The organism is Variovorax trehalosi (genome assembly GCF_051216415.1).
GTDB lineage: Bacteria > Pseudomonadota > Gammaproteobacteria > Burkholderiales > Burkholderiaceae_C > Variovorax.
This window is the reverse complement of the sequence record NZ_JBPJZG010000005.1, coordinates 571,467-593,538: the sequence shown is the minus strand read 5'-3', so window position 1 is coordinate 593,538 and position 22,072 is coordinate 571,467. Positions and strand designations below refer to the sequence as shown.

Sequence of the window (22,072 nt, the reverse complement as noted above, 5' to 3'; positions counted from 1 at the left end):
TTCAGGGCTCCGTGAGGTTCCAGACCAGTCCATGCGGCAAGCGCGCAGGTCCGAACAGAAAGTGAAGGACGCGCCGGCGGGCGGGAGTCTGGGCGCGAGAAGAAGCGTGCAGCAGCAAGGGGCGCATGGCGAGGGCATCGCTCCGCGCGGCGGTACAGGTTACTTCGCCATGAAGATCGCGCAAGGCTCGCGCCTCCGCGTCGCCGAGCCGGCCCGCACGATGGCTGCCCGGCACGACGCGCAAAGGGCCCGCGTCGACGCCGCAATCGTCCAGATGCACGCGCACGGCGAGCAACGATTCCAGCACGACGACCGCCGGCTGGACATAGGGCTCGCCTTCCTTGATGGAAACCGGCATTGCCGCGTCGGGCGGGCTCGCCGATGCGGGAATCGATGTGTCCTGGTGCAGTGCGACCAGCCAGTTCCGGTCAGCCGTCTTGTCGAACAAGGTGCATTGCACGGCCACGGATGTTTCGTCGAGCAGGCCGGTTTCGATCAGCCGTGTCTTGAGTTGCACCGCCATGTCGCGGCATTGCGGCTGCATCAGCAGGTTGCGGCGGCCTACTGCGCCTTGCAGCCACGGCTCCAGCGACGCTGCAACTTCGTCGAGGTGCCCGGCCTGCAACAGTGCAGGCAGAAGCACATAGCCCGCCTCTTCGAGCAAGGCGACCGGCCCGGTCATTCCCGGTGGTACGGATGGCCTGCGTTGACCGACCAGGCCCGGTACAGCTGCTCGACCAACAGCACCCGTGCCATCGCATGCGGCAGGGTCAGGTCCGAGAGGCGGATCCGCTCATGCGCTGCAGCCTTGAAGGCAGGGTCGAGGCCGTCGGGTCCGCCGATGACAAGGGCCACGTCGTCGCCCTCACCCTGCCAGGCCTGCAGGCGCGCCGCGAGCGCCTTGGTGGTGAGTGCGGTGCCGCGTTCGTCGAGGGCCACGATGCGCATGCCGCGGGCAATGGCGCCCTCGATGCGTTCGCGTTCGGCCGCGTAGAGCGTCTCCAGTGACTTGGAGCCGCGGGGTTCGGTCTTGACGGCGCGCAGCTCGAGCTTGAGCTCGGGCGGGAAGCGCTTGGCGTAGTCGTCCCAGGCAGTCTGCGCCCAATCGGGCATGCGCTGCCCGACGGCGACTACCAGGAGCTTCATGCGCGGCGGGCTGGCGCCTTCTTGGCAGGCGCCTTCTTTGCCGCTGGCTTCTTTGCGGCGGGCTTGCCGATGACCTTGACCGGCGTGCGTGCGGTGGTCGAGGTCTTCTTGGCAGGTGCCTTCTTCGCAGCCGTTTTTCTTGCGGGCGAGCGGCGGGCCTTCTCTTCCCTGGCTTCCTGCTCGGCAGCCTTGACCGCGGTCTTGGCGGCGCTTGCGCGGCGCAGCGAAGGCTCCTTGGCGGCGGGCTTTTTCTTCTTGTCGCCCGCTTCTTCCGTGCTCGACGAGGTGCTGGCGGCAGGCTTGGCGCCGCCGAGCTTGGCGCGCACCGGCTTGTCGCCCCAGATCTCTTCGAGGTGGTAATACTGGCGGATGGCGGGCTGCATGATGTGCGCCACGGCCGCGCCGCAGTCCACGATGATCCATTCGCCGTTGTCCTCGCCCTCGATGCGCGGCTTGCCGAAGCCGGCTTCGCGCACCGCGTCACGCACGCTGGCGGCGAGTGCCTTGGTCTGGCGGTTGGAGGTGCCCGAGGCGACGATCACGCGCTCGAACAGAGGCGACAAATGCTCCGTGTCGAATACCTGGATGTCCTGCGCCTTGACGTCTTCGAGACCATCGATGATGGCTCGCTGGAGTTTCTGGGTGTCTTTCTTGGCGGCGGCTTCAGTGGTCATCAGGCAGAGCGGTAGAGGTGGTGTTGGTCAATATAGCGTGCAACCGTGGGCGGAACCAGCGAGGAAATGTCCACGCCCAGTGCAGCGCGCCGCCGAATCTCGGTGGCGCTGATGTCCATGGCAGGCAGTTCGAGCGCCTCGAAACGCGCGCCGGACGGGAGGTCGGGCAGTGCATTCGGATCAAAACGGGCGGTGTCGGCCGTCGATAGTGCGCGATACGCTACAGAAATAGTAGCGACCGCGAGTATATCCTGCCAGCCGTGCCAGCTCGGCAGGGCTCGCGCCTGGTCGGCGCCCATGACCAGCAGCAGCTCGGCGTCGGGGCACGCCTGCTGCAGTTCATGGAGGGTATCGATGGTGTAAGTGGGGCCGTCGCGCAGCATCTCGCGCGAATCGACAACCACGCCCGGAATGCCACCGAACGCCAACTGCGCCATCGCGAGGCGATCCTTGGCGGGCGTGAGTTCTCGCACCTTGTGCCACGCATGGCCGGTCGGGAAGACATGGAGCGCGGCGAGGCCCAATTGTTCGAGCGCCACCCGAGCGAGCGCAACGTGCGCGTTGTGCGGCGGATCGAAAGCACCGCCGAAGACGCCGATGCGCGGGGCCGTGCCGGAAGAATTCACAACCAGTCGCGCCGCGGAAGAAAGTCGCTGTACAGAGCGGCTTCTGGGCTGCCCGGTTCGGGCTGCTGGCGGTAGGCCCAGCTTGCGAGCGGCGGCATCGACAGCAGGATCGATTCGGTACGTCCGCCCGACTGCAGTCCGAAATGCGTGCCGCGGTCCCACACGAGATTGAACTCGACGTAGCGGCCGCGCCGGTACAGCTGGAATTCACGCTCGCGTTCGTCGTAGTGCGTGTGGCGGCGACGCTCGACCAGCGGCAGGTACGCTGGCAGGAACGCATCGCCGACCGAGCGGATCAGCGAGAAGCCGTTCTCGAAACCGCCCTCGGCGAAATCGTCGAAGAAGATGCCGCCGATGCCACGCTGCTCGTTGCGGTGCTTGAGGAAGAAATACTCATCGCACCAGGTCTTGAAGCGCGGGTACTTGTCGTCGCCGAAGGGCGCGAGCGCATCGCGGCACACGGTGTGGAAGTGCACCGCGTCTTCCTCGAAGCCGTAGCACGGCGTCAAGTCCATGCCGCCGCCGAACCAGCAGACCGGCTCGCCGCCCTCGGGCAGCGCGGCCAGCATGCGCACGTTCATGTGGACGATCGGCACGTACGGATTGCGCGGATGGAACACCAGCGACACGCCCATCGCCTCGAATGGCGCGCCAGCCAATTCAGGCCGGTTCTGCGTGGCCGAAGGTGGCAGCTTGGGTCCGCGCACCTGCGAGAAGCCGCAGCCCGCGCGCTCGAACAGCGCCCCGCCCTCGAGGATGCAGGTCAGGCCATTGCCCTGCAACTGCTCGCCCGGCGCCTTGTGCCAGGCATCGTGCAGGCAAGTGCCGCCGTCGGCCTTCTCGACCGCCGCGATGATCGACTGCTGCAGTCCGCGCAGGTAGCTACCGACTGCCGCGGGGTTCGTCTGCTGCATCAGGCTTGGGGGGCGTTGCGCGCATGCACTGCGCGGAATCCGATGTCCTTGCGGTATTGCGCACCGTCGAAACGCACGCGCGCCGCGACCTCGTAGGCCCGCTGCTGCGCGAGCTTCACGCTGTCGGCCAGCACGGTCACGCAGAGCACGCGGCCGCCGCTGGTCTTGAGTTCGCCGTCCTGCATGGTCGTGCCGGCATGGAACACCACGGCGTCGGGCGCCTCGGGCGGAATGCCGGTGATGCGGTCGCCCTTGCGCGGCGAGAGCGGATAACCGTGCGCCGCCATCACCACGCCGAGCGCGACACGGCGGTCCCACTGCAGCTCGACCTGGTCGAGCGTGCCGTCGGTGGCGTGCCAGAACACTTCGAACAGGTCGGACTTCAGCCGCATCATGATCGGCTGCGTCTCGGGGTCGCCCATGCGGCAGTTGAATTCGAGCGTCTTCGGATGGCCGGCCGCGTCGATCATCAGGCCGGCGTAGAGGAAGCCGGTGTACGGAATACCGTCCTTTTCCATGCCGCGGATGGTCGGCAGGATGATCTCGCGCATCGCACGCGCATGCACCTCGGCCGTGACCACGGGCGCTGGCGAATAGGCGCCCATGCCACCGGTGTTGGGGCCTTCGTCGCCGTCGAGCAGGCGCTTGTGGTCCTGGCTGGTGGCCAGCGCGGTGACGTTCTTGCCGTCGCACAGCACGATGAAGCTGGCTTCTTCACCCTGCAGGAATTCCTCGATGACCACGCGCGCGCCGCCGTCGTTGTGCGACACGCCGAACTTGTTGTCGACCAGCATGAAGTCGACGGCTTCATGCGCTTCTTCGGCCGTCATGGCAACGACCACGCCCTTGCCGGCGGCCAGGCCGTCGGCCTTGACGACAATCGGCGCGCCCTTGGCGTCGATGTACGCGTGTGCCGCGGCGGCATCGGTGAAGGCCTCGTATTCGGCCGTCGGGATCTTGTGGCGCTTCATGAACGCCTTGGAGAACGCCTTGGAGCTCTCCAGCTGCGCGGCCGCCTGCGTCGGGCCGAAGATGCGCAGCCCGTGCGCGCGGAATTCATCGACCACGCCCGCGGCAAGCGGCGCCTCGGGGCCGACCACGGTGAGCGATATCTTTTCCTGGATGGCCCACTCGCGCAGTGCGGCGGGCTCGGTGATGTCGATGCAGTCGTAGCGCTCGTCGCTCACGGTGCCGCCGTTGCCCGGCGCCACATACACGCGGCTCACGCGGCTGGCCTGCGCCAGGCGCCATGCCAAGGCGTGCTCACGGCCCCCTCCCCCAATAACCAGTACCTTCATTCGTGGGCCTTCTTCATTCGCTGTGGATCAATGTTCATTCGTTCGCTCATTCAGAGAGCGAGGCGTTGTGATAGACGGCCTGCACGTCGTCCAGGTCTTCCAGCACGTCGAGCAGCTTCTGCATCTTGGCGGCGTCTTCGCCGGCGACCTCGATCGGGTTCTCGGGGCGCATGGTGACTTCGGCGGCGTCGGGTGCGAGGCCGGCAGCTTCGAGCGCGTTTTTCACGGCTTCGAAGTCGCCGATGGCGGTGATGACCTCGATGGCACCGTCGTCGTCGGTGACGACGTCTTCGGCGCCCGCCTCGAGTGCCACTTCCATCACCTTGTCTTCATTGGTGCCGGGCGCAAAGATGATCTGGCCGCAATGCTTGAACTGGAAGGCCACCGAGCCTTCGGTGCCCATGTTGCCGCCGTGCTTGGAGAAGGCGTGGCGCACTTCGGCCACGGTGCGCACGCGGTTGTCGGTCATGGTGTCCACGATGATCGCGGCGCCGCCGATGCCGTACCCCTCGTAACGAATTTCCTCGTAGTTGACGCCTTCGAGGTTGCCCGTGGCCTTGTCGATGTTGCGCTTGACCGTGTCGATCGGCAGGTTGACCGCCTTGGCTTTTTCGACCGCCAGCCGCAGCCGTGGGTTGGCGCTCAGGTCGCCGCCACCGGCACGGGCGGCCACGGTGATTTCACGGATGGCGCGGGTCCAGAGCTTGCCGCGCTTCTCGTCCTGGCGGCCCTTCCGGTGCTGAATGTTCGCCCATTTGCTGTGTCCGGCCATGGCTTTCTATCTCGCTGTCTTGTGTTTTCAAAGCAAGGTGCGAGTTTACTGTCCGGCGCACACAACGCCCGCCGGCGCCCGGGAATTCGGGCCGGGGCTTTTGGCGATAATCTTTCGATGACGCCATCGCCTACCGTCGGAACCGGGAATCCCGACACCCTCGCGCCCCACGCGCCCCTTCCGCTGTATTACAACAATGAGGTAGAGCACCAGGCATTTCTTCGCCGCATCTTCGACAGCACCGCCGCGGACTACGACCGCATCGAGGCCGTGCTGGCCTTCGGCACCGGCCCCTCGTACCGCCGCGCTGCACTGCAGCAAGCCGGCCTCGCGACTGGCGCAGAGGTGCTCGACGTGGGCATCGGCACCGGCCTCGTGGCGCGCGAGGCGATCAAGATCATCGGCCCCACGGGCAAACTCACCGGCGTCGACCCGAGCGCCGGCATGATGGAACAGGTCAAGCTGCCCGGCGTCGAACTGCTGACGGGCGTGGCCGAAGCGCTTCCCCGCCCCGACGCCAGCTGCGACTTCGTGAGCATGGGCTACGCGATGCGCCACATCAGCGACGTGGCCGCCGCCTTCAGCGAATTCCATCGCGTGCTGCGGCCGGGCGGGCGCGTGATCGTGCTCGAAATCACCAAGCCCGAGGGCCGCATCGCGACGGCGCTGCTCAAGGGCTACATGCGCGCCGTGGTGCCGCTGATCGCCCGCGTGGTCGGCCGCCAGCGCAATACCTCCGAACTGTGGCGCTACTACTGGGACACCATCGAGGCCTGCATTCCGCCCGAACGGGTGATGCAGGCGCTGGGCGATGCGGGCTTCACCGAGGTGCGCCGCTATCCGAGCCTGGGTGTCTTTTCTTCCTACACCGCCCGCAAACCAGAACAGATCGCTAAGGCCGCTTGACAGTGCGAGTTCAGGACGACATCTCTTCCTCCCATCTGCGCGTCGAGCGCCTTTCGCTGGCGGACAGCCTGGCGCTGGCCACGGACGGCAAGGCGCCCTTCGCCGCCCTTGGCTACGGCACGCCGCACAGCGTGGCATGGATGCCGACCGTCAATGCGCGCGTGCTGTCCTCGCACGGCGCCATGGCCGACGTATGGCATGTGACGGGCGCGCACATCGAGTCGGGCACCACCGGCATCGCGCGCTGGCGCACCGACGGGCACTGGCTGCTCGGCGCCATCGACCTCGACGAAGCCACCGAGAAGCAGGGCCTGGCCGAACTCGCGCACCGCGCCTACCGCGATCTCTTCAAGACGCTCGAGCAGGCCGGCACGCCGCACCTGCAGCGCATCTGGAACTACCTGCCGCAGATCAACGCCGACGGCGGCGGGCTCGAGCGCTACCGCCAGTTCAACCTCGGCCGGCAAGAGGCCTTCTTCGAGGCCGGCCGCGCCGCGTTCGAGGGCGCGCCAGCGGCCTGTGCGCTGGGCATTCACCAGGGCATGCTGTCGATCCGCTTTCTTGCGGGGCAGGTGGCGCCGCTGCCCGTCGAGAACCCGCGGCAGGTCTCGGCCTACCGCTACCCCGAAACCTATGGGCCGCGCTCGCCGACCTTCTCGCGCGCGGCGCTCTCGGACATTGGCGACGGCAACATCGCGCTCTTCATCTCAGGCACCGCGAGCATCGTCGGGCACGAAACGCAACATCACGGCAACGTGCAGGAGCAGGCGCGCGAAACGCTGCGCAACCTTGACGCTGTGATCGCCGCCGCCAACGAGCGCGCCACGGCGACCTTCTCGCTGGCCGAGCTCGATTGCGTGGTGTACGTCCGCCATCCTTCGGACACCGAGGCGGTGCGCGGCGTGATCGAAAGCGCGCTGGGCGCCGACGCCCCGATGGCGCGCCACGCGGTGTACCTGGAAGCCGACATCTGCCGCAGCGATCTGCTGGTCGAGATCGAGGCCCATACGGTCGCAGCCGGCCAGTTGCGGGCCTGAGCCGCGGCTCGCTCGACCGACCGACCGGGGCCGACCATTCATTCCGCCATGATGACCCGCGTGCTGCGCATTCTCTGGGCGATTCCGCTCGCGCTGATGCTCTACGCGCTGCTGCTGTTCCTCGGCCTGATCTCGCTGGTCTGGAATTTCGTCGCGATGCTGCTTTATCCGGTGATGCCGGTGGGCCCCGCCCGCACACTGGGGCGCATGACGATCGCCTTTGCCTACCGCATGTTCTGGTGGCTCGCCTCCGTGACCGGCATGATGCGCATCGACGCCGCGTGCCTGGACCCGATGCGCAACGAGCCCGGCGTGATCTTCGTGGCCAACCATCCGACGATGCTCGATGCGCTCTTGCTGGTGGCGCGCCTGCCGCGCAGCGCCTGCATCATGAAGGCGGACCTGCTGCGCAACATCTTCCTCGGCGCCGGCGCACGGCTGGCGCGCTACATCAGCAACGAATCGGCGCGCATGATGGTGCGACTGGCGGTGAATGACCTGCGCAGCGGCGGCCAGCTGGTGATCTTTCCCGAGGGCACGCGCACCGTGACGCCGCCGCTCAACGCGTTTCGCCCCGGTGTGACGCTGATCGCCAAGCTGGCGCAGGCACCGATCCAGACGGTGTTCATCGACACCGATTCGCCTTACCTCAGCAAGGGCTGGCCGCTGTGGCGCGTGCCGCCGCTGCCGATCGTCTTCACCCTGCGGCTGGGCCAGCGCTTCTCGCCGACGTCCGACAGCGACATCCTTCAGGCTGATCTCGAACAATACTTTCGCCAAAACATGGAACAGCGCGCAACCGACGCGTCCCCCGAATGCCAGACGCCTCGCGCACCCACCTTGTCCTGATCCCCAGCTACAACGCGGGCGAACGCCTGTTCTCGACGGTCGAGGGCGCGCGGGCGCAGTGGAACCCGGTGTGGGTGGTGGTCGACGGCAGCGACGACGGCACGGGCGAGCGCCTGCAGCAGATGGCCGCCGGCGATCCGGGCTTGCGCGTGTGGGTGCTGCCGCAGAACCAGGGCAAGGGCGCGGCCGTGCTGCATGGGCTGCGGATGGCGAAGGACGCCGGGTTCACGCATGCGCTGACGATGGATTCCGATGGGCAGCATCCCGCCGACCTGATCCCCTCGTTCATGCAGGCCTCGCTCGCACGGCCCGAAACGATGGTGCTCGGGCGCCCGGTGTTCGACGCCAGTGCGCCGCTGTTGCGGGTGCGCGGGCGGCGCGTGTCGAACGGGTGGACGCAGCTGGAGACGCTGTTCGCGGGAATCGGTGATTCGCTCTACGGCTTTCGCGTGTACCCGGTCGCCGACCTGATCGCGGTGATGGCGCGCCAGCCGTGGATGCGGCGCTTCGACTTCGATACCGAAGCCGTCGTGCGCCTCGCCTGGCGCGGCGTCAAGCCCGTGAACATCGATGCGCCGGTGAAGTACCTGACGGCCGAGGAAGGCGGGGTTTCGCACTTCCGGTACGGGCGCGACAACGTGCTGCTGACTTGGATGCATGCACGGTTGATGGTGGAGTTTGTTTTGCGGCTGCCCGGGTTGCTGTTTCGCAAGCTGCGGGGGGCGCCGCCATTTCAGAAGTAGCGCTTCTTGGGGAGGCGCGCCCGGTATACGGTGCGGCGCGGTCGGCCCCACTGTGCCGGCCCTTCGGGCTCCCCTGCGGTGCTCGCATTTCGCGGGGTCTCGCAGAACTCGCCTTCGGCTCAAACAGCTGCGAGCCCTGATCCGCGAAACGCTGCGCTCCTCGGCGGCACAGAGGGGCCGCCCACACCGCACCATGTCCCGGGCGCTTGTCGTGGGCTGAAGGCCGGGGCCCTCCCCGCTATCTATTCGGCCGCAGCGCCGCCCAGCGCCTTGTAGAGCGTCATCGTCGCGTTGAGTTGGTTCAAGCGGTTGAGAGCCAGCGACACCTCGGCTGAACGGCGCCGGTCCTTGGCATCGAGCACGGGTTGCAACGCGGTGGCCCCGGCGCGGTAGCGCACTTCGGACAAATTCTCCGCGCGCTGCGCCTGCTGCAGCGCCACGACCAGCTTTTCGCTCTCCTCACGCAACTGTGTTCGCGATGACAAGGTGTTCTCCACTTCCGACAGCGCCGTGTAGAGCGACTGGCGGAAGTCGAGCACAGCCTCTTCGTACTGCGCCTGCGAGACGGCCACGGTCAGGCGCGCCGTGTTCCATTGCAGGAAAGGCAGTGCCAGCCCGGCACCCAGCGTGGCGACAGGGTTCTTCAGCAGTTCGCCCAGCGCAGTGCTTGTCGTGCCGAGCGAGCCGGTCAGGTTCAGTGCCGGATAGAAGCCGGTCCGCGTCGCATCGACATTGGCCAGCGCTCCGCGCAGGCGCTGCTCCGCGGCGCGCAAGTCGGGCCGGCGACTTAGCAGGCTCGCGGGCAGGCCGGCGTCGATCACGGGCAGCGCGATGTCCGACAGTTGCGAGGGCTCCTGCGCCGCGGTTTCCGGTGGCAGGTCGAACAGGATCGCCAACGCATTGCGCGCCTCGACGCGCTGTTGCAGCAGTTGCGTGTGTGCCGCTTCCTGGCTGGCCAGGTTCTGACCGGCCTGCGCGACATCGAGCCCCGACACGGCGCCGGCCTTGTACTTGGCACGCACCAACGCAAGGATGCGGCGCGCGTCCTCCATGCCCGCCTCGCTCAGTGCGATCCGCTGGTTGAGGTAACCCACTTGCCAATACAGCCCCGCTGTGGTGCCCACCAGCGAAAGCGCCGTGGCCTGCCGGTCCGACTCGGTGGCTTTCAGCTCCCAGTCGGCCGCATTGCGCTGCGCGGCGAGCCGGCCCCACAGATCGAGTTCGTAGCTCAACGTGATGACCGACGACGAATTCGAGCCGGCCACGCCGCCGCGCTGGAGGTCATAGCTGCGACCGGTGCTGGCCTGCCCCACCACGCTTGGCGTGAGGTTGGTGTTCGCCAGCCCCGCCTGCAACTGCGCACGCTGAACGCGGATGCCGGCCGCGGCGAGGTTGTTGTTGGTGCGCAGCGCGTCGTCGATCAGCGCATCGAGCTGCGGATCGTTGAAGGCATTCCACCAACGGGCCGGGAATGCCGCGGCCGCGCTCGGCGTGCCGGGCTGCGGCTGCTGCCACGCCTCTGGCACTTCCAGCGGCCGTTGCTCGCGCCGCTCGGGCTGGAACAGCGTGCAGCCGCTCAGCGCCAGCGCCGCGGCGAGTGCAACCAGGGCAACGCGCGCGCTACTCACGGGCCAACGCCTCGATCGGATCGAGCCGCGCCGCATTGCGCGCCGGCAGGTAGCCGAACAGCACGCCGATCAGCGACGCGCAAAGAAATGCCGACACCACGGCCCCCATCGAAAAGATCATTTGCCATTGCGTCACGAACAACGAAAACAGAAAGCTGATGCCGTACGACAGCAGCACGCCGATCAACCCGCCCACGAGGCACACGAGCACCGCCTCGGTCAAAAACTGCTGCAGCACGTCGCTCTGCCGCGCGCCCACCGCCATGCGGATGCCGATCTCGCGGGTGCGTTCGGTCACCGACACCAGCATGATGTTCATCACCCCGATGCCGCCCACCACCAGCGAGATCACCGCGATCAGGGACAGCAGCAGCGTGAGCGACTGGCTCGTGCGCTCGGCCGTCTTCACGATGCTGTCCATGTTGAAGGTGAAGAAATCCTTGGTGCCGTGGCGCATCGTGAGCAGCCGCACGATGCTGTCCTCGGCCGCCTTGGTCGGCTGGTCGTCGCGGATGCGCACCGTGATGCCGTCGAAGTGCTGCTGCCCGTAGAGGCGGCTCGCGCCGGTGCTGTAGGGCAGCCAGATGTTGAGTGACTTGTTCTCGCCGAACATGCTCTTCTTTTCCTGCGCCACGCCGATCACGGTGCACGGCAGGTTGCCCACCAGGATGACCTTGCCGACCGGCTCGGTGCCATCGGGAAAGAGCTTGCGCCGCGTGTTCTGGTCGATCACCACCACCTGCGACTGGTGGCGCACATCCTCGGCAGTAAAGGCCGCACCGCTCGCCATCTGGACGTCGCGCACGCGAAAGAAAGCGTCGCTCACGCCGTTCACGTTGCCGTTGACGTCGGCGCTGCGGTAGCGCAGGCGAAGGCTGCGCATGGTGGCGGGCGTCACGCTGTGCACATAGGGCTGCGCCGCGATCGCCTGCAGATCGGGCGGCGTCAGCGTGCGGATGCTCGCGGCCTTGTCGTCGCCGAAATCGCGGCCCGGGTACACGTCCAGCGTGTTGGTGCCGATGGCGCGGATGTCCGAGAGCACGAAACGCTTGGCGCCCTCCCCGATGGCCACGATCGACACCACCGAGGTGATGCCGATGACGATGCCCAGCATCGTGAGCGCGGTGCGCATGCGGTGCGCCATCATCGAGCGCCAGGCCATGCGGAAGGCCTCGGCGAAACGGGCCCAGCCGGTGCTGAAGCGCGCGATGCCGAGCTTGGGCCTGGTCATCGCGGGTGGTTGCGTCGACGCATGGGCGTCGACCGCCTGCGCAGGCGCCGCAACGGTCGGCACATTCGGCCGGTCGCCCACGATCACGCCATCGGCGATCTCGATGATGCGTTCGGTGCAGCTGGCCACCTGCATGTCGTGGGTCACGATGATGATCGTGTGGCCTTGCGCATGGAGTTCCCGCAGGATGCCGATGACTTCCTGGCCGCTTTTGCTGTCGAGCGCGCCGGTCGGCTCGTCGGCCAGGATGACCTGGCCACCGTTCATCAGCGCGCGCGCAATGCTCACCCGCTGCTGCTGACCGCCCGAGAGCTGGCTCGGCCGGTGCTCGGTGCGGTCTTCCAGGCCCAGGCGCGCAAGCAGCTGCCGCGCCCGCGCCTCGCGTGCCGCGCCCTCGGTGCCGGCATACACGGCGGGCACCTCGACGTTGCCTGTGGCTGTCAGGTGCTGCATCAGGTGGTAGCGCTGGAAGATGAAGCCGAAGTGCTCGCGTCGCAGCTGGGCGAGCGCGTCGCTGTCGAGCGTGCCCACGTCCTGGCCCGAGACGGTGTAGGTGCCACTGCTGGGCCGGTCGAGGCAGCCGAGGATGTTCATCAGTGTCGACTTGCCCGAGCCCGAGGCGCCGACGATGGCCAGCATTTCGCCGTTGCCGATGTCCAGGTCGACATCTTTCAGCACCTGCACTTCCTGCTCGCCCGAGGGAAAGCTGCGGCCGATGCCTCGCAGCTTCAGCAGCGGCTCGGTCACTGGCGCTTTCCTCTGCTGCCGCCACCACCGCCTTCGCCGCTGCTCGCCGGGTCGAGCGCCGAGGCATCGCCGGTGATGACGGTGTCGCCCTCCTTCAACCCCTCGAGCACCTGCGCCTGGAAGTTGTTGCTGATGCCCACGCGCACCTGGCGCTTCTCCACGGTCTGGTCGGGCTTGAGCACGCGCACTTCCTGGCGGCCGTCCTTGTCGCGCGCGCCGAGCGCGGTGAGCGGCACGGTCAGCGCCTGCTTGGCCTCGCCGAGCATGATCGCTACCTGCGCCGTCATGTCGACGCGCAGCGTGCGGTCGGGGTTGGGCACGTCGAACAGCGCGTTGAAGAACACCGCGTTGTTGATCTTCTCGGGCGACGGCTGCACCGCGCGCAGCGTGCCGTAATAGCGCTTGTCGGGGTCGCCGAGGATGGTGAAGTACACCGGTTGCCCCGGCTTCACGCGCACCACGTCGGCCTCGGAGACCTGCGCCTTCACCGTCATGGTCGACAGGTCGGCCAGCTTCATCAACGTGGGCACCTGGAAGGCGGCCACCACGGTCTGGCCTTCGAGCGTGCTGATGGAGACCACATCGCCGTCGATGGGCGCGACGATGCGGGTGTACGAGAGGTTGGTCTGCGCGGAGGCCAGGGCCAGCCTCTGCTGGCGGATCTGCGCTTCCAGCGAGACGCCGTCGGCGCGCAGCGCACGCAGTTCGGCGTCGGCGCTTTCCATGTCCTGCTTCGCGGCCGCGTCCTGCGCGAGCATTTCCTGCTGCCGGGTCCAGGTGAGCTGGGCCTGCTTGATCCGCACTTCCTTCGCGAGCTTCTGCGCCTGCAGGTTGTCGAGCTTGGCCTGCTCCTGCGCAAAAGTGTTCTGCGAAATGACGGGGTCGATCTCGGCGAGCCAATCGCCCTTCTTCACGGTCTGGCCCAGCACCACCTTGAGCGACTTGAGCTGGCCGCTGACCTGGGCGCCTACCTCCACCTGCCTGAGCGCCTGCAGCACGCCGGTGGCGAGCACCGCGTTCTCCAGGTCGGTGCGCTGCACGGTGGCGGTGAGGTATTCGGTTTTCTTGGCCGGGCTCAGCCAGAAGAAAGCGATGACGGCCAGGACGACGAGCGCTGCAATACCGAGAGGGACTTTGCGCGATCGCCGCGGTGGGTTGTTTGGCATGCAATGAGGTGAGAGTGAAACACGCGACGGAGGGGGATCGGATCGATCCTAGCCCTGCTTTCTGAAGGCCAGCTAAAGAGGGAGTTCCCTCGAAGGGCTACTTCATGCCATTGTTGTCGTTGGCGCACCATGAAAAAACGGCATGGCTCGCCGCCCCTTCCAGGGCAGCGAGCCACGCCGTTTCGGATGCGAAGAAAGAACTCAGCGCGCGGTGCGGCGGTGCAGGAGCAGCGTGATCAGCAGCAGCGAGAGAACCACGAACGCCACGAACGACCAGTTCGCCAGCGTCAGGCCGAAGAGCGACCAATCGACCTTGGAGCAGTCGCCACCGCCACGGAAGATCAACGGCAGCGCCCGCTTGAGCGGGAAGGTCTCGATCATCCCGTAGAGGTCGCGCCCGCAGGAAACGACTTCGGGCGGATACCACTGCAACCAGCTCTGCGAGGCCGCCGTGTAGGCGCCGCCCACCGCCGACACCAGCGCCAGCACCCCACCCGTCACCTGCAGCGCGCGGTTGCGGAAGATGGCGGCCAGTCCCGTGAAGAGGGCCACCAGCACCAGCGCATACCGCTGCACGATGCACATCGGGCAAGGCTCCAGCCCCACCACGTGCTGCAGGTAGAGCCCGAAGGCCAGCATGAGAACGCAGGCCAGGCAGATCAGCCCGAGCGCGCGGCGCGGCGCGCCGAAGTACCAATCGATCAAGGAGACACCCAATCTTCTTCTACGAACACCCTGGCCTTGCGCGGATTGGCGACGACGGTGTCGCCCTCCTTCAAGCCCAGGTCACGGAACTGTTGCGCAGGGAGTTGCGCCTCGATGATGGTTCCGGAGCCCGGATTATCTGGATTCGATTCGGTGGGCTCAAGTTCCAGCCGCGCGATCGGTCCGACGACGATCGCGCGCGACAGCGTGGCGACGATGCCGGCGGCACCCGACACATAGCGTGTCACATCCAGGTCATGGGGACGAACGTAGGCCATGGCCTTGGCGTCGCGCGCGCCGCTGTGCTCGGGCGAGTCGAGGCGCATGCCGTCGAGCTGCACCTGGCCGTTGTCCGCGCGGCCATGGAACAGGTTCACGTCGCCGAGGAACCCGTAAACGAAAGGACTCGCGGGCTTGTCCCACACATCCTGCGGCGAGCCGACCTGTTCGATCTGCCCCTTGTTGATGACCACCACGCGGTCAGCCACTTCGAGCGCCTCTTCCTGGTCGTGCGTGACGAAGATCGAGGTGACGTGCAGTTCGTCGTGCAGCCGGCGCAACCAGCGGCGCAATTCCTTCCGCACCTTGGCATCGAGCGCGCCGAAGGGCTCGTCGAGCAGCAGCACCTTGGGCTCCACGGCGAGCGCACGAGCGAGCGCGATGCGCTGGCGCTGGCCGCCCGAGAGCTGCGACGGGTAGCGGTCGGCCAGCCAGTCGAGCTGCACCAGCTTGAGCAGGTCGGTCACCTTCGCCTTGATCTGCGCGTCGCTCGGGCGCTCCTTGCGTGGCTTCACGCGCAGGCCGAAGGCGACGTTCTCGAACACGGTCATGTGGCGAAACAGCGCGTAGTGCTGGAACACGAAGCCCACCTGGCGCTCGCGCACATGCACGTCGGTGGTGTCTTCGCCCGAGAACAGGATGCTGCCGGTATCGGCCGTCTCCAGCCCCGCGATGATGCGCAGCAGCGTGGTCTTGCCGCAGCCCGACGGCCCGAGCAGCGCGACGAGTTCGCCCGACTCCACGTCGAGGTTCACGTTGCGCAGCGCGCGGAAGTCGCCGAACTGCTTGCTGATGTTGCGGATTTCGATGCTCATGATTTCTTCTTTCTCTCAGGCGGCCGTGGCTTCCGGGGGACGCTCGGGCGGCAGTTCGGCGATGGCTTTCATTTCGCGCTCGTGGCGCCACTCGATCACCGACTTGATCACCAGCGTGACCAGCGCCAGGATTGCCAGCAGCGAGGCCACGGCGAAGGCGGCCACCGACTGGTATTCGTTGTAGAGCACTTCCACATGCAGCGGCATGGTGTTGGTCTGGCCGCGGATGTGGCCCGACACCACCGACACCGCACCGAACTCGCCCATGGCGCGCGCGTTGCAGAGGATCACGCCGTACAGCAGGCCCCACTTGATGTTGGGCAGCGTCACGCGCCAGAAGGTCTGCCAGCCGGTCGCGCCGAGCACGATGGCGGCCTGCTCCTCGTCGGTGCCCTGCGCCTGCATCAGCGGGATCAGTTCGCGCGCGATGAACGGAAAGGTCACGAACACGGTCGCCAGCACGATGCCGGGCACGGCGAAGATGATCTTGATGTCGTGCTCGGCCAACCACGGGCCAAGCCAGCCCTGTGCACCGAACACCAGCACGTAGATCAGGCCCGCCACCACCGGCGACACTGCGAACGGCAGGTCGATCAGCGTGGTGAGGAAGGCCTTGCCGCGGAATTCGAACTTGGCGATGGCCCAGGCCGCGGCCACGCCGAACACGAGGTTCAGCGGCACCGTGATGGCGGCCGTGATCAGCGTGAGGCGGATGGCGCTCCAGGCGTCGGGTTCCTTCAGCGCCTCCAGGTACGCTGAGACGCCCTTGCGCAACGCCTCGGTCGCCACGGCCGCCAGCGGCAGCACGAGGAACAGGAACATGAACGCGAGCGCAATGCCGATCAGCGTCCAGCGGACCCACGCTGCTTCGGTGGTGCCGGCCTGCGCGCGGCGAATGATTTTGGAAGGTGCGCTCATGTCAGGCCCCTGCCCTGCGGCGTTGCCAGGCTTGCAGGCCATTGATGACCAGCAGCAGCAGGAAGGAAATGACCAGCATCACCAGCGCGACCGCCGTGGCGCCCGCATAGTCGTACTGCTCCAGCTTGCCGATGATGATGAGCGGCGTGATCTCCGAGATCATCGGCATGTTGCCGGCGATGAAGATCACCGAGCCGTACTCGCCGATGGCGCGTGCGAAGGCCATGGCAAAGCCGGTGAGCAGCGCAGGACCGATGGAGGGCAGGATCACCTTGGTGAAGGTCTGCAGCCGCGTCGCGCCGAGCGAGGTGGCGGCTTCTTCGAGTTCCTTCTCGGCGTCTTCCAGCACCGGCTGCACGGTGCGCACCACGAACGGCAGTCCGATGAAGATCAGCGCAATCACGATGCCCGCCGGCGTGAAGGCCAGCTTGATGCCGTGCGGCTCGAGCAGTTGCCCGATCCAGCCGTTGCCCGCGAGCAGTGCCGTGAGCGAAATGCCGGCCACGGCCGTCGGCAGCGCGAACGGCAGGTCGACCAGCGCATCGACGATGCGCTTGCCCGGAAACTTGTAGCGCACCAGCACCCAGGCCACGAGCAGGCCGAACACCGCATTCACGATGGCCGCGAGCAGCGAGGCGCCGAAGGTCAGGCGGTAGGAGGCCATCACGCGCGGCGCGGTCACGGCCACCCAGAACTGGTCCCAGGTCAGCGTGAAGGTCTTGAAGACCAGCGCCGACAGCGGAATCAGCACGATCAGGCTGAGGTAAAGAATCGAGAAGCCGAGCGTGATGTGGAAACCGGGCAGCACGCGCTTGGCGCCGCCTGCTCGGTTGGCACGCGAAAAAGGCGCTCCCGCGGACGGGAGCGCCGAAGAGACTGCGCCGCTCATTTACTTCGCGCCGGGCGTGTAGAGCTTGTCGAACTGACCGCCGTCGTTGAAGTGCACCTTCTGTGCTTCGCCGAGGCTGCCGAACAGTTCCTGCACCGTGAAGAGCTGCAGCGGCTTGAACGTTGCGGCGTACTTCTTCAGCACGGTCTGCGAACGCGGACGCAGCGCATGCTTGGCGGCGATTTCCTGCGCTTCTTCGGAGTAGAGCCAGTCGAGGTAGGCCTTGGCGAGTTCGCCGGTGCCCTTCTTGGCGACGGTGCGCTCGACCACGGCAACCGGGTTCTCGGCCACGATACTGATCGACGGATACACCGAGTCGACCTTGCCGGTGCCGAATTCGCGGTCGATGGAGACCACTTCCGATTCGAAAGTGATCAGCGCATCGCCGATGTTGCGTTGCAGGAAGGCGGTGGTGGCGTCGCGGCCACCGCGCGCCAGCACCGGCGTGTTCTTGAAGAGCTTGCCCACGAACTCGGCGGCCTGCGCATCGGTGCCGCCCTTTTTCTTGATGTAGCCCCAGGCGGCCAGGTAGGCGTAGCGCCCGTTGCCGCCGGTCTTGGGGTTGACGATCACGACCTGGATGCCGGGCTTGACCAGGTCGTCCCAGTCCTTGATGCCCTTGGGATTGCCGTTGCGCACGAGGAACAGCATGGTCGAGGTGGTCGGCGATGCGTTCTCGGGGAATTTCTTGGTCCAGTCCTTGGCGACCACGCCGGCGTTGGCCAGGAAGTCGATGTCGGTCGAGGTGTTCATGGTCACCACGTCGGCATCGAGGCCGTCGGCCACCGAACGCGCCTGCGCGCTGGAACCGCCGTGCGACTGGTCGACCTTCACGTCCTTGCCGGTGGCCTTCTTGTAGTGCGCCACGAATGCTGCGTTGTAGTCCTTGTAGAACTCGCGGGCCACGTCGTACGAGGCGTTGAGCAGCGTCGTCCCTTGGGCGAAGGCGCTGCTGCCGGCGAGTGCGGAGGACGCCAGCGCGAGCACGGCGACGAAGGTCTTGATTCTGGAAGTCATGTGGTTGCCAAGGTTTCTGAAAAATCACGGCCCGCCGACCAGGCGGCGGGCTCGTCGGTCAAGGATTGCAGCAAGGCCAGGCCGAGCGGCCAGTCTCCGTGCCCCGAATCGATGTTGATATGGCCCGCATTCTGCATGCGCACGAATTCGCTGCCCCAGGCCCGCGAATATGCACCCGCCAGGCGGATGGGACAGTAGGGGTCGTTGCTGCTGGCCACCACGATGCTGCGGTACGGCAGCGTGGCGTAGGGCACGGGCGCGAAGTCGGACAGCACCGCACGGCGCTCGGGGTCGGCCGGGGCCACCAGCAGCGCGCCCTGGATGCGGGCGGCGGCCTCGGGCGGCAGGTGCGCGGTGGCGATGCAGCCCAGGCTGTGCGCCGCAATCACCACCGGGCCGGGCGTCTCGAGCACCAGCTTGGCAAGCGCCGGCACCCAGGCGTCGCGCTTGGGCGAGGCCCAGTCGTCCTGCACCACCCGCGCGGCGCCGGGAATGCGCTCTTCCCACAGGCTCTGCCAATGGCCGGGCCCGGAATCCCGCCAGCCCGGCACGATGACGACGCGCGTCTGCATCTGCGAATGCCGCCTGCGCCGCTTACTTGTTGGGCTGCGGCGTGATGCGCAGGTAGGGCTTCACCGCCTTGAAGCCTTTGGGGAAGCGCTCGGCCAGCTCGGCCGGGTCCTGGATGCTGGGGATGATGACCACGTCGTCGCCGTCCTTCCAGTTCACGGGGGTCGCCACCTTGTGGCTGTCGGTGAGCTGCAGCGAATCGATCACGCGAATGATCTCGTCGAAGTTGCGGCCGGTCGATGCCGGGTAGGTGATGGTGGTGCGGACCACCTTTTTCGGATCGATGATGAACACGCTGCGAACGGTGGCCGTGGCCGAGGCGTTCGGGTGGATCAGGTCGTACAGGTCGGCCACCTTGCGGTCGGCGTCCGCAATGATCGGGAAGTTGACGGTGGTGTTCTGCGTTTCGTTGATGTCGCCGATCCACTCCTTGTGCTTGGTGGCCGGGTCGACGCTCAGCGCGATCGGCTTGACGCCGCGCTTGGCGAATTCGCCCGACAGCGCCGCGGTCTTGCCCAGTTCGGTGGTGCACACGGGCGTGAAGTCGGCCGGATGCGAGAAGAACACGACCCACGAATTGCCGGCCCATTCATAGAAGTCGAGAGGGCCTTCGCTGGAGTCCTGGGTGAAATTGGGGGCGGTATCGCCGAGTCGCAGAGTAGCCATGGTCGCTCCTGGATGGATGGGAGCCTTGGATTGTGCGAAGCCCAGCAAGGATGACAAACGAATATCTACTTGTTTGGTTATGTCGCTTTCCGCATAACGGGGTGGGAATTGCAGGGTTCCCCGTCCGGCCTGAGCAAAGGCGCCCCCTCGATGCCCTGCAGGTGCTCGAACAGGAAATCGATCAGCCGCCGCACCGCCGGCACCAGCGCGCGCCGCGGCGGGAACACCATGTGCGCGATGGCCTCCTCCGGGCCCCAATCGCACAGCACCTTCACCAGCCGGCCCGCCTCGACGTCGGCCGCGCACATGTAGCCCGGCAGCATCGTGGCGCCGATGCCGGCGATCGCGGCGATCTGAAGCGTCGCGATGTCGTCCGCCACGTAGCGCGGCGTGTGCGTGTGGACGTAGGCCTTGCCTTTCGGGCCTGAGAGCCGCCATTCGCTGCGGCCCTCGCCGTTGACCGACATCGCCATGGTGTCCAGCCGCGCCAGGTCGGCAGGCGTCTCCACCGGCCCTTGCCGCTCCATCAGCGCCGGGCTGGTCACCAGCACCCCGCGGCCGGTGCCGAGAATCTTGGCCACCAGCGTGGCGCTTTCCTCGACCACGGGCCGCACGCGCAGCGCAATGTCGAAGCCCTCCTCGATCAGGTCCACCGGGCGGTTGATGACCCGCACGTCGACCCGCACCGCCGGATAGCGCTCCATGAAGAGCGGCAGCAGCTGGGCCACCCCGCTGTACGCCATCGTGATCGGAACGCTCAGCCGCACCAGCCCGCTCGGCTCGTTCTGCACCTGCGCCACCGATTCGGCCGCGGCCTGCGCCGCGTCGCGCATGGCGGCGGCGTGCCGCAAGTAGATCTCGCCCGCCGGCGTGAGCGACAGGCGCCGGGTGCTGCGCTGCATCAGCTGCACGCCCAGGCGCTCCTCCAGCTCCGCCACGCGGCGGGAGAGCCGCGACTTGGGAATGCCGAGCGCTCGGCTGGCGGCGGCGAAACCGCCCCGCTCGGCCACTTCGGCGAAGAAAACCATGTCGTTGAGGTCTTGCATGGCGGCGATTGTCCTGCAATCAGGACGATCTATGCAAATTTTGGCTACTTATCAATCAATCGACCCAAAAATAGAATTCTCCCAACGCCGGCCACTTTTGAGCGCCGACACCATCCACACGAAAGTGATTGATATGAAGCTGCTCCACGTTGACTCCAGCATCCTCGGTGCCTATTCGACCTCCCGCCTGCTGACGGCGGAAACCGTCGCCGCCTGGAAGGCTGCGCACCCCGACACCACCGTCGAATACCTCGACCTCGCCGTCGACGCCCCAGGCCACTTCACCGCCGACGCCCTGGCCATCAAGACCGGCCCGCAGGCCGAACCGACCGAAGCCCAGCAACGCGAGAACGCGCTGTCGGAAAAGCTGGTGAGCCAGTTCCTGGCCGCGGACGTGGTCGTCATCGGCGCCCCGCTCTACAACTTCTCGATTCCGACCCAGCTCAAGGCCTGGATCGACCGCCTCGGGCAGGTCGGCCGCACCTTCAAGTACACCGAAACGGGCCCCGTGGGCCTGGCCGGCGGCAAGACCGTGATCGTGGCTTCGAGCCGCGGCGGCGTCTATTCGACCAGCGACTGGGGCCAAGGCGCCGAGCACCAGGAGAGCTACCTGAAGGTGGTCTTCGGCTTCTTCGGCATCACCGACGTGCGCATCGTGCGCGCCGAGGGTGTGGCGATGGGCGACGAGCCCAAGGCGACCGCGCTGGCTGCTGCGCGTTCGGACATCCTGGTGGCAACGGCTGAAGCCGCGAACCAGAAGGATGTTGCACAGGTCGCCTGAGCCTCGGCTTGCGCCAAAAACAAAGCCGCCCCTCGAGGCGGCTTTTTCATGGGCGTCGATCGCCCGTATCTGCGTACCTGTCAGGCAGCCGAATGGGTCTTGACCCAGGCCACGTACTTGTCCATCCAGCCCTGCAGGAATTTCTTCGAGCCTTCGTTGCCGACGTGGCCCTTGTCGTCGAACAGGTCGTCCTTGGTCTGCAGGAACACCTCGGGGGCGCCCATCGTGGGCACGTCGAGATACGCGAGGATGTTGCGCAGGTGCTGCTGCGCGAGCGCGGTGCCGATGGCGCCCACCGAGATGCCGATCACGCCCGCAGGCTTGCCGCCCCATACGCTCTGGCCGTAGGGGCGCGAGGCGTGGTCGATGGCGTTCTTCAGCACGCCGGGAATCGAGCGGTTGTATTCGGGCGTGACGAACAGGAGGCCCTGCGCGGCCGCGATTTCGCTCTTCAGGCGCTTCACCGCGGGGGCCTGGTTGCCGTCGTCGTCCTGGTTGTAGAGCGGCAGGTCGTCGATGCGCACGTGCTCGAAGGTGAAGTCCGACGGCGCGAGGTGGGCCAGCGCGAGCGCGAGCTTCTGGTTGAACGAATCCTTGCGAAGGCTGCCGACAACGACGGCGATCCGGGTCTGGGCCATGAGTGAAACTC

At 66.8% G+C, this 22,072-nt stretch carries 24 protein-coding genes; 5 read left to right on the top strand and 19 right to left on the bottom strand.

Going from position 1 to position 22,072, the window contains the following annotated elements; all coding sequences use genetic code 11:
- Position 1: 1 nt before the first annotated feature.
- Genes ACSFA7_RS21670 through ACSFA7_RS21640 form a run of 7 tightly spaced genes read right to left on the bottom strand, consistent with a single transcriptional unit; the run spans position 2 to position 5,430 of the window.
- Positions 2–682 carry a phytanoyl-CoA dioxygenase family protein gene (locus ACSFA7_RS21670; RefSeq protein ID WP_435501271.1) on the bottom strand — a complete coding sequence of 227 codons (681 nt, stop codon included), beginning with the start codon at positions 680–682 and terminating at the stop codon, positions 2–4.
- A complete protein-coding gene (gene rlmH, locus ACSFA7_RS21665) occupies positions 679–1,146 on the bottom strand; it encodes a 23S rRNA (pseudouridine(1915)-N(3))-methyltransferase RlmH (protein WP_042579728.1) in 468 nt (155 codons plus the stop codon). Before rlmH ends, ACSFA7_RS21670 begins: the two co-directional genes overlap by 4 nt.
- On the bottom strand, positions 1,143–1,820 hold the full coding sequence (gene rsfS, locus ACSFA7_RS21660; protein WP_435501270.1) for a ribosome silencing factor: 678 nt from the start codon (positions 1,818–1,820) through the stop codon (positions 1,143–1,145). Before rsfS ends, rlmH begins: the two co-directional genes overlap by 4 nt.
- Complete coding sequence (nadD, locus tag ACSFA7_RS21655) at positions 1,820–2,446, bottom strand: nicotinate (nicotinamide) nucleotide adenylyltransferase (protein ID WP_435501269.1); 627 nt, start codon at positions 2,444–2,446, stop codon at positions 1,820–1,822. The genes rsfS and nadD overlap by 1 nt, the downstream gene beginning before the upstream one ends.
- Complete coding sequence (gene hemF, locus ACSFA7_RS21650; protein WP_435501268.1) at positions 2,443–3,360, bottom strand: oxygen-dependent coproporphyrinogen oxidase; 918 nt, start codon at positions 3,358–3,360, stop codon at positions 2,443–2,445. The genes nadD and hemF overlap by 4 nt, the downstream gene beginning before the upstream one ends.
- Entirely contained in the window at positions 3,360–4,658 is a 1,299-nt protein-coding gene (purD, locus tag ACSFA7_RS21645; RefSeq protein ID WP_435501267.1) for a phosphoribosylamine--glycine ligase, read from the bottom strand. The genes hemF and purD overlap by 1 nt, the downstream gene beginning before the upstream one ends.
- 46 nt (positions 4,659–4,704) lie before the next feature.
- Positions 4,705–5,430 (bottom strand): YebC/PmpR family DNA-binding transcriptional regulator, encoded by a 726-nt coding sequence (locus ACSFA7_RS21640; protein WP_435501266.1) that lies wholly within the window; start codon positions 5,428–5,430, stop codon positions 4,705–4,707.
- 117 nt (positions 5,431–5,547) lie between these two features.
- Between ACSFA7_RS21640 and ACSFA7_RS21635 the strand changes: the two genes are divergently transcribed.
- The 4 genes from ACSFA7_RS21635 to ACSFA7_RS21620 are packed head-to-tail and all read left to right on the top strand — an operon-like array spanning position 5,548 to position 8,965.
- Positions 5,548–6,336: a class I SAM-dependent methyltransferase gene (locus tag ACSFA7_RS21635; protein ID WP_435501265.1), complete on the top strand. Its 789-nt coding sequence runs from the start codon at positions 5,548–5,550 to the stop codon at positions 6,334–6,336.
- A gap of 2 nt (positions 6,337–6,338) precedes the next feature.
- Positions 6,339–7,373 carry a chorismate transformation FkbO/Hyg5 family protein gene (locus tag ACSFA7_RS21630; RefSeq protein ID WP_435501320.1) on the top strand — a complete coding sequence of 345 codons (1,035 nt, stop codon included), beginning with the start codon at positions 6,339–6,341 and terminating at the stop codon, positions 7,371–7,373.
- 51 nt (positions 7,374–7,424) lie between these two features.
- Positions 7,425–8,222, top strand: a complete 798-nt coding sequence (locus tag ACSFA7_RS21625; RefSeq protein ID WP_435501264.1) for a lysophospholipid acyltransferase family protein — start codon at positions 7,425–7,427, stop codon at positions 8,220–8,222.
- On the top strand, positions 8,189–8,965 hold the full coding sequence (locus ACSFA7_RS21620; protein WP_435501263.1) for a glycosyltransferase family 2 protein: 777 nt from the start codon (positions 8,189–8,191) through the stop codon (positions 8,963–8,965). The genes ACSFA7_RS21625 and ACSFA7_RS21620 overlap by 34 nt, the downstream gene beginning before the upstream one ends.
- A 242-nt stretch (positions 8,966–9,207) precedes the next feature.
- On the opposite strand, the gene ACSFA7_RS21615 is transcribed toward ACSFA7_RS21620, so the two are convergent.
- From ACSFA7_RS21615 to ACSFA7_RS21565, 11 genes are all read right to left on the bottom strand, one after another.
- On the bottom strand, positions 9,208–10,629 hold the full coding sequence (locus tag ACSFA7_RS21615; protein WP_435501262.1) for an efflux transporter outer membrane subunit: 1,422 nt from the start codon (positions 10,627–10,629) through the stop codon (positions 9,208–9,210).
- The gene (macB, locus tag ACSFA7_RS21610; protein ID WP_435501261.1) at positions 10,586–12,571 is read right to left on the bottom strand and encodes a macrolide ABC transporter ATP-binding protein/permease MacB; all 1,986 of its coding nucleotides are present in this window, start codon (positions 12,569–12,571) and stop codon (positions 10,586–10,588) included. The genes ACSFA7_RS21615 and macB overlap by 44 nt, the downstream gene beginning before the upstream one ends.
- Complete coding sequence (gene macA, locus ACSFA7_RS21605; RefSeq protein ID WP_435501260.1) at positions 12,568–13,737, bottom strand: macrolide transporter subunit MacA; 1,170 nt, start codon at positions 13,735–13,737, stop codon at positions 12,568–12,570. Before macA ends, macB begins: the two co-directional genes overlap by 4 nt.
- Positions 13,738–13,938: 201 nt before the next feature.
- Complete coding sequence (locus ACSFA7_RS21600) at positions 13,939–14,442, bottom strand: disulfide bond formation protein B (RefSeq protein WP_435501259.1); 504 nt, start codon at positions 14,440–14,442, stop codon at positions 13,939–13,941.
- Positions 14,439–15,536: a sulfate/molybdate ABC transporter ATP-binding protein gene (locus ACSFA7_RS21595; RefSeq protein ID WP_257860119.1), complete on the bottom strand. Its 1,098-nt coding sequence runs from the start codon at positions 15,534–15,536 to the stop codon at positions 14,439–14,441. The genes ACSFA7_RS21600 and ACSFA7_RS21595 overlap by 4 nt, the downstream gene beginning before the upstream one ends.
- A 15-nt stretch (positions 15,537–15,551) precedes the next feature.
- A complete protein-coding gene (gene cysW, locus ACSFA7_RS21590; RefSeq protein WP_042579715.1) occupies positions 15,552–16,454 on the bottom strand; it encodes a sulfate ABC transporter permease subunit CysW in 903 nt (300 codons plus the stop codon).
- Position 16,455: 1 nt separating this feature from the next.
- Positions 16,456–17,343, bottom strand: coding sequence for a sulfate ABC transporter permease subunit CysT (gene cysT, locus ACSFA7_RS21585; protein WP_435501258.1), 888 nt, complete (start codon positions 17,341–17,343; stop codon positions 16,456–16,458).
- Positions 17,344–18,360 (bottom strand): sulfate ABC transporter substrate-binding protein, encoded by a 1,017-nt coding sequence (locus ACSFA7_RS21580; RefSeq protein ID WP_435501257.1) that lies wholly within the window; start codon positions 18,358–18,360, stop codon positions 17,344–17,346. It lies immediately after the preceding gene.
- Positions 18,357–18,932, bottom strand: coding sequence for an RBBP9/YdeN family alpha/beta hydrolase (locus ACSFA7_RS21575; RefSeq protein WP_206173576.1), 576 nt, complete (start codon positions 18,930–18,932; stop codon positions 18,357–18,359). The genes ACSFA7_RS21580 and ACSFA7_RS21575 overlap by 4 nt, the downstream gene beginning before the upstream one ends.
- Positions 18,933–18,954: 22 nt before the next feature.
- Positions 18,955–19,596, bottom strand: coding sequence for a peroxiredoxin (locus ACSFA7_RS21570; RefSeq protein WP_435501256.1), 642 nt, complete (start codon positions 19,594–19,596; stop codon positions 18,955–18,957).
- Between the two features lie 77 nt (positions 19,597–19,673).
- Entirely contained in the window at positions 19,674–20,642 is a 969-nt protein-coding gene (locus ACSFA7_RS21565) for a LysR family transcriptional regulator (RefSeq protein WP_435501255.1), read from the bottom strand.
- Between the two features lie 133 nt (positions 20,643–20,775).
- Here ACSFA7_RS21565 and ACSFA7_RS21560 point away from each other — a divergent pair, with 133 nt between their 5' ends.
- Positions 20,776–21,423, top strand: coding sequence for an FMN-dependent NADH-azoreductase (locus tag ACSFA7_RS21560; RefSeq protein WP_435501254.1), 648 nt, complete (start codon positions 20,776–20,778; stop codon positions 21,421–21,423).
- A gap of 80 nt (positions 21,424–21,503) precedes the next feature.
- Here ACSFA7_RS21560 and ACSFA7_RS21555 read toward each other — a convergent pair whose 3' ends face one another.
- A complete protein-coding gene (locus ACSFA7_RS21555; RefSeq protein ID WP_435501253.1) occupies positions 21,504–22,061 on the bottom strand; it encodes an NADPH-dependent FMN reductase in 558 nt (185 codons plus the stop codon).
- Positions 22,062–22,072 lie beyond the last annotated feature (11 nt).

Bases quoted from the DNA above. Each gene is read 5' to 3' on its own strand.
- ACSFA7_RS21670 (WP_435501271.1), bottom strand. From the start codon at position 682: ATGACCGGGCCGGTCGCCTTGCTCGAAGAGGCGGGCTATGTGCTTCTG.
- rlmH (WP_042579728.1), bottom strand. From the start codon at position 1,146: ATGAAGCTCCTGGTAGTCGCCGTCGGGCAGCGCATGCCCGATTGGGCG.
- rsfS (WP_435501270.1), bottom strand. From the start codon at position 1,820: ATGACCACTGAAGCCGCCGCCAAGAAAGACACCCAGAAACTCCAGCGA.
- hemF (WP_435501268.1), bottom strand. From the start codon at position 3,360: ATGCAGCAGACGAACCCCGCGGCAGTCGGTAGCTACCTGCGCGGACTG.
- purD (WP_435501267.1), bottom strand. From the start codon at position 4,658: ATGAAGGTACTGGTTATTGGGGGAGGGGGCCGTGAGCACGCCTTGGCA.
- ACSFA7_RS21640 (WP_435501266.1), bottom strand. From the start codon at position 5,430: ATGGCCGGACACAGCAAATGGGCGAACATTCAGCACCGGAAGGGCCGC.
- ACSFA7_RS21635 (WP_435501265.1), top strand. From the start codon at position 5,548: ATGACGCCATCGCCTACCGTCGGAACCGGGAATCCCGACACCCTCGCG.
- ACSFA7_RS21625 (WP_435501264.1), top strand. From the start codon at position 7,425: ATGACCCGCGTGCTGCGCATTCTCTGGGCGATTCCGCTCGCGCTGATG.
- ACSFA7_RS21620 (WP_435501263.1), top strand. From the start codon at position 8,189: ATGCCAGACGCCTCGCGCACCCACCTTGTCCTGATCCCCAGCTACAAC.
- ACSFA7_RS21615 (WP_435501262.1), bottom strand. From the start codon at position 10,629: ATGCGGCGCGGCTCGATCCGATCGAGGCGTTGGCCCGTGAGTAGCGCG.
- macA (WP_435501260.1), bottom strand. From the start codon at position 13,737: ATGCCAAACAACCCACCGCGGCGATCGCGCAAAGTCCCTCTCGGTATT.
- ACSFA7_RS21595 (WP_257860119.1), bottom strand. From the start codon at position 15,536: ATGAGCATCGAAATCCGCAACATCAGCAAGCAGTTCGGCGACTTCCGC.
- cysW (WP_042579715.1), bottom strand. From the start codon at position 16,454: ATGAGCGCACCTTCCAAAATCATTCGCCGCGCGCAGGCCGGCACCACC.
- cysT (WP_435501258.1), bottom strand. From the start codon at position 17,343: ATGAGCGGCGCAGTCTCTTCGGCGCTCCCGTCCGCGGGAGCGCCTTTT.
- ACSFA7_RS21580 (WP_435501257.1), bottom strand. From the start codon at position 18,360: ATGACTTCCAGAATCAAGACCTTCGTCGCCGTGCTCGCGCTGGCGTCC.
- ACSFA7_RS21575 (WP_206173576.1), bottom strand. From the start codon at position 18,932: ATGCAGACGCGCGTCGTCATCGTGCCGGGCTGGCGGGATTCCGGGCCC.
- ACSFA7_RS21570 (WP_435501256.1), bottom strand. From the start codon at position 19,596: ATGGCTACTCTGCGACTCGGCGATACCGCCCCCAATTTCACCCAGGAC.
- ACSFA7_RS21565 (WP_435501255.1), bottom strand. From the start codon at position 20,642: ATGCAAGACCTCAACGACATGGTTTTCTTCGCCGAAGTGGCCGAGCGG.
- ACSFA7_RS21560 (WP_435501254.1), top strand. From the start codon at position 20,776: ATGAAGCTGCTCCACGTTGACTCCAGCATCCTCGGTGCCTATTCGACC.
- ACSFA7_RS21555 (WP_435501253.1), bottom strand. From the start codon at position 22,061: ATGGCCCAGACCCGGATCGCCGTCGTTGTCGGCAGCCTTCGCAAGGAT.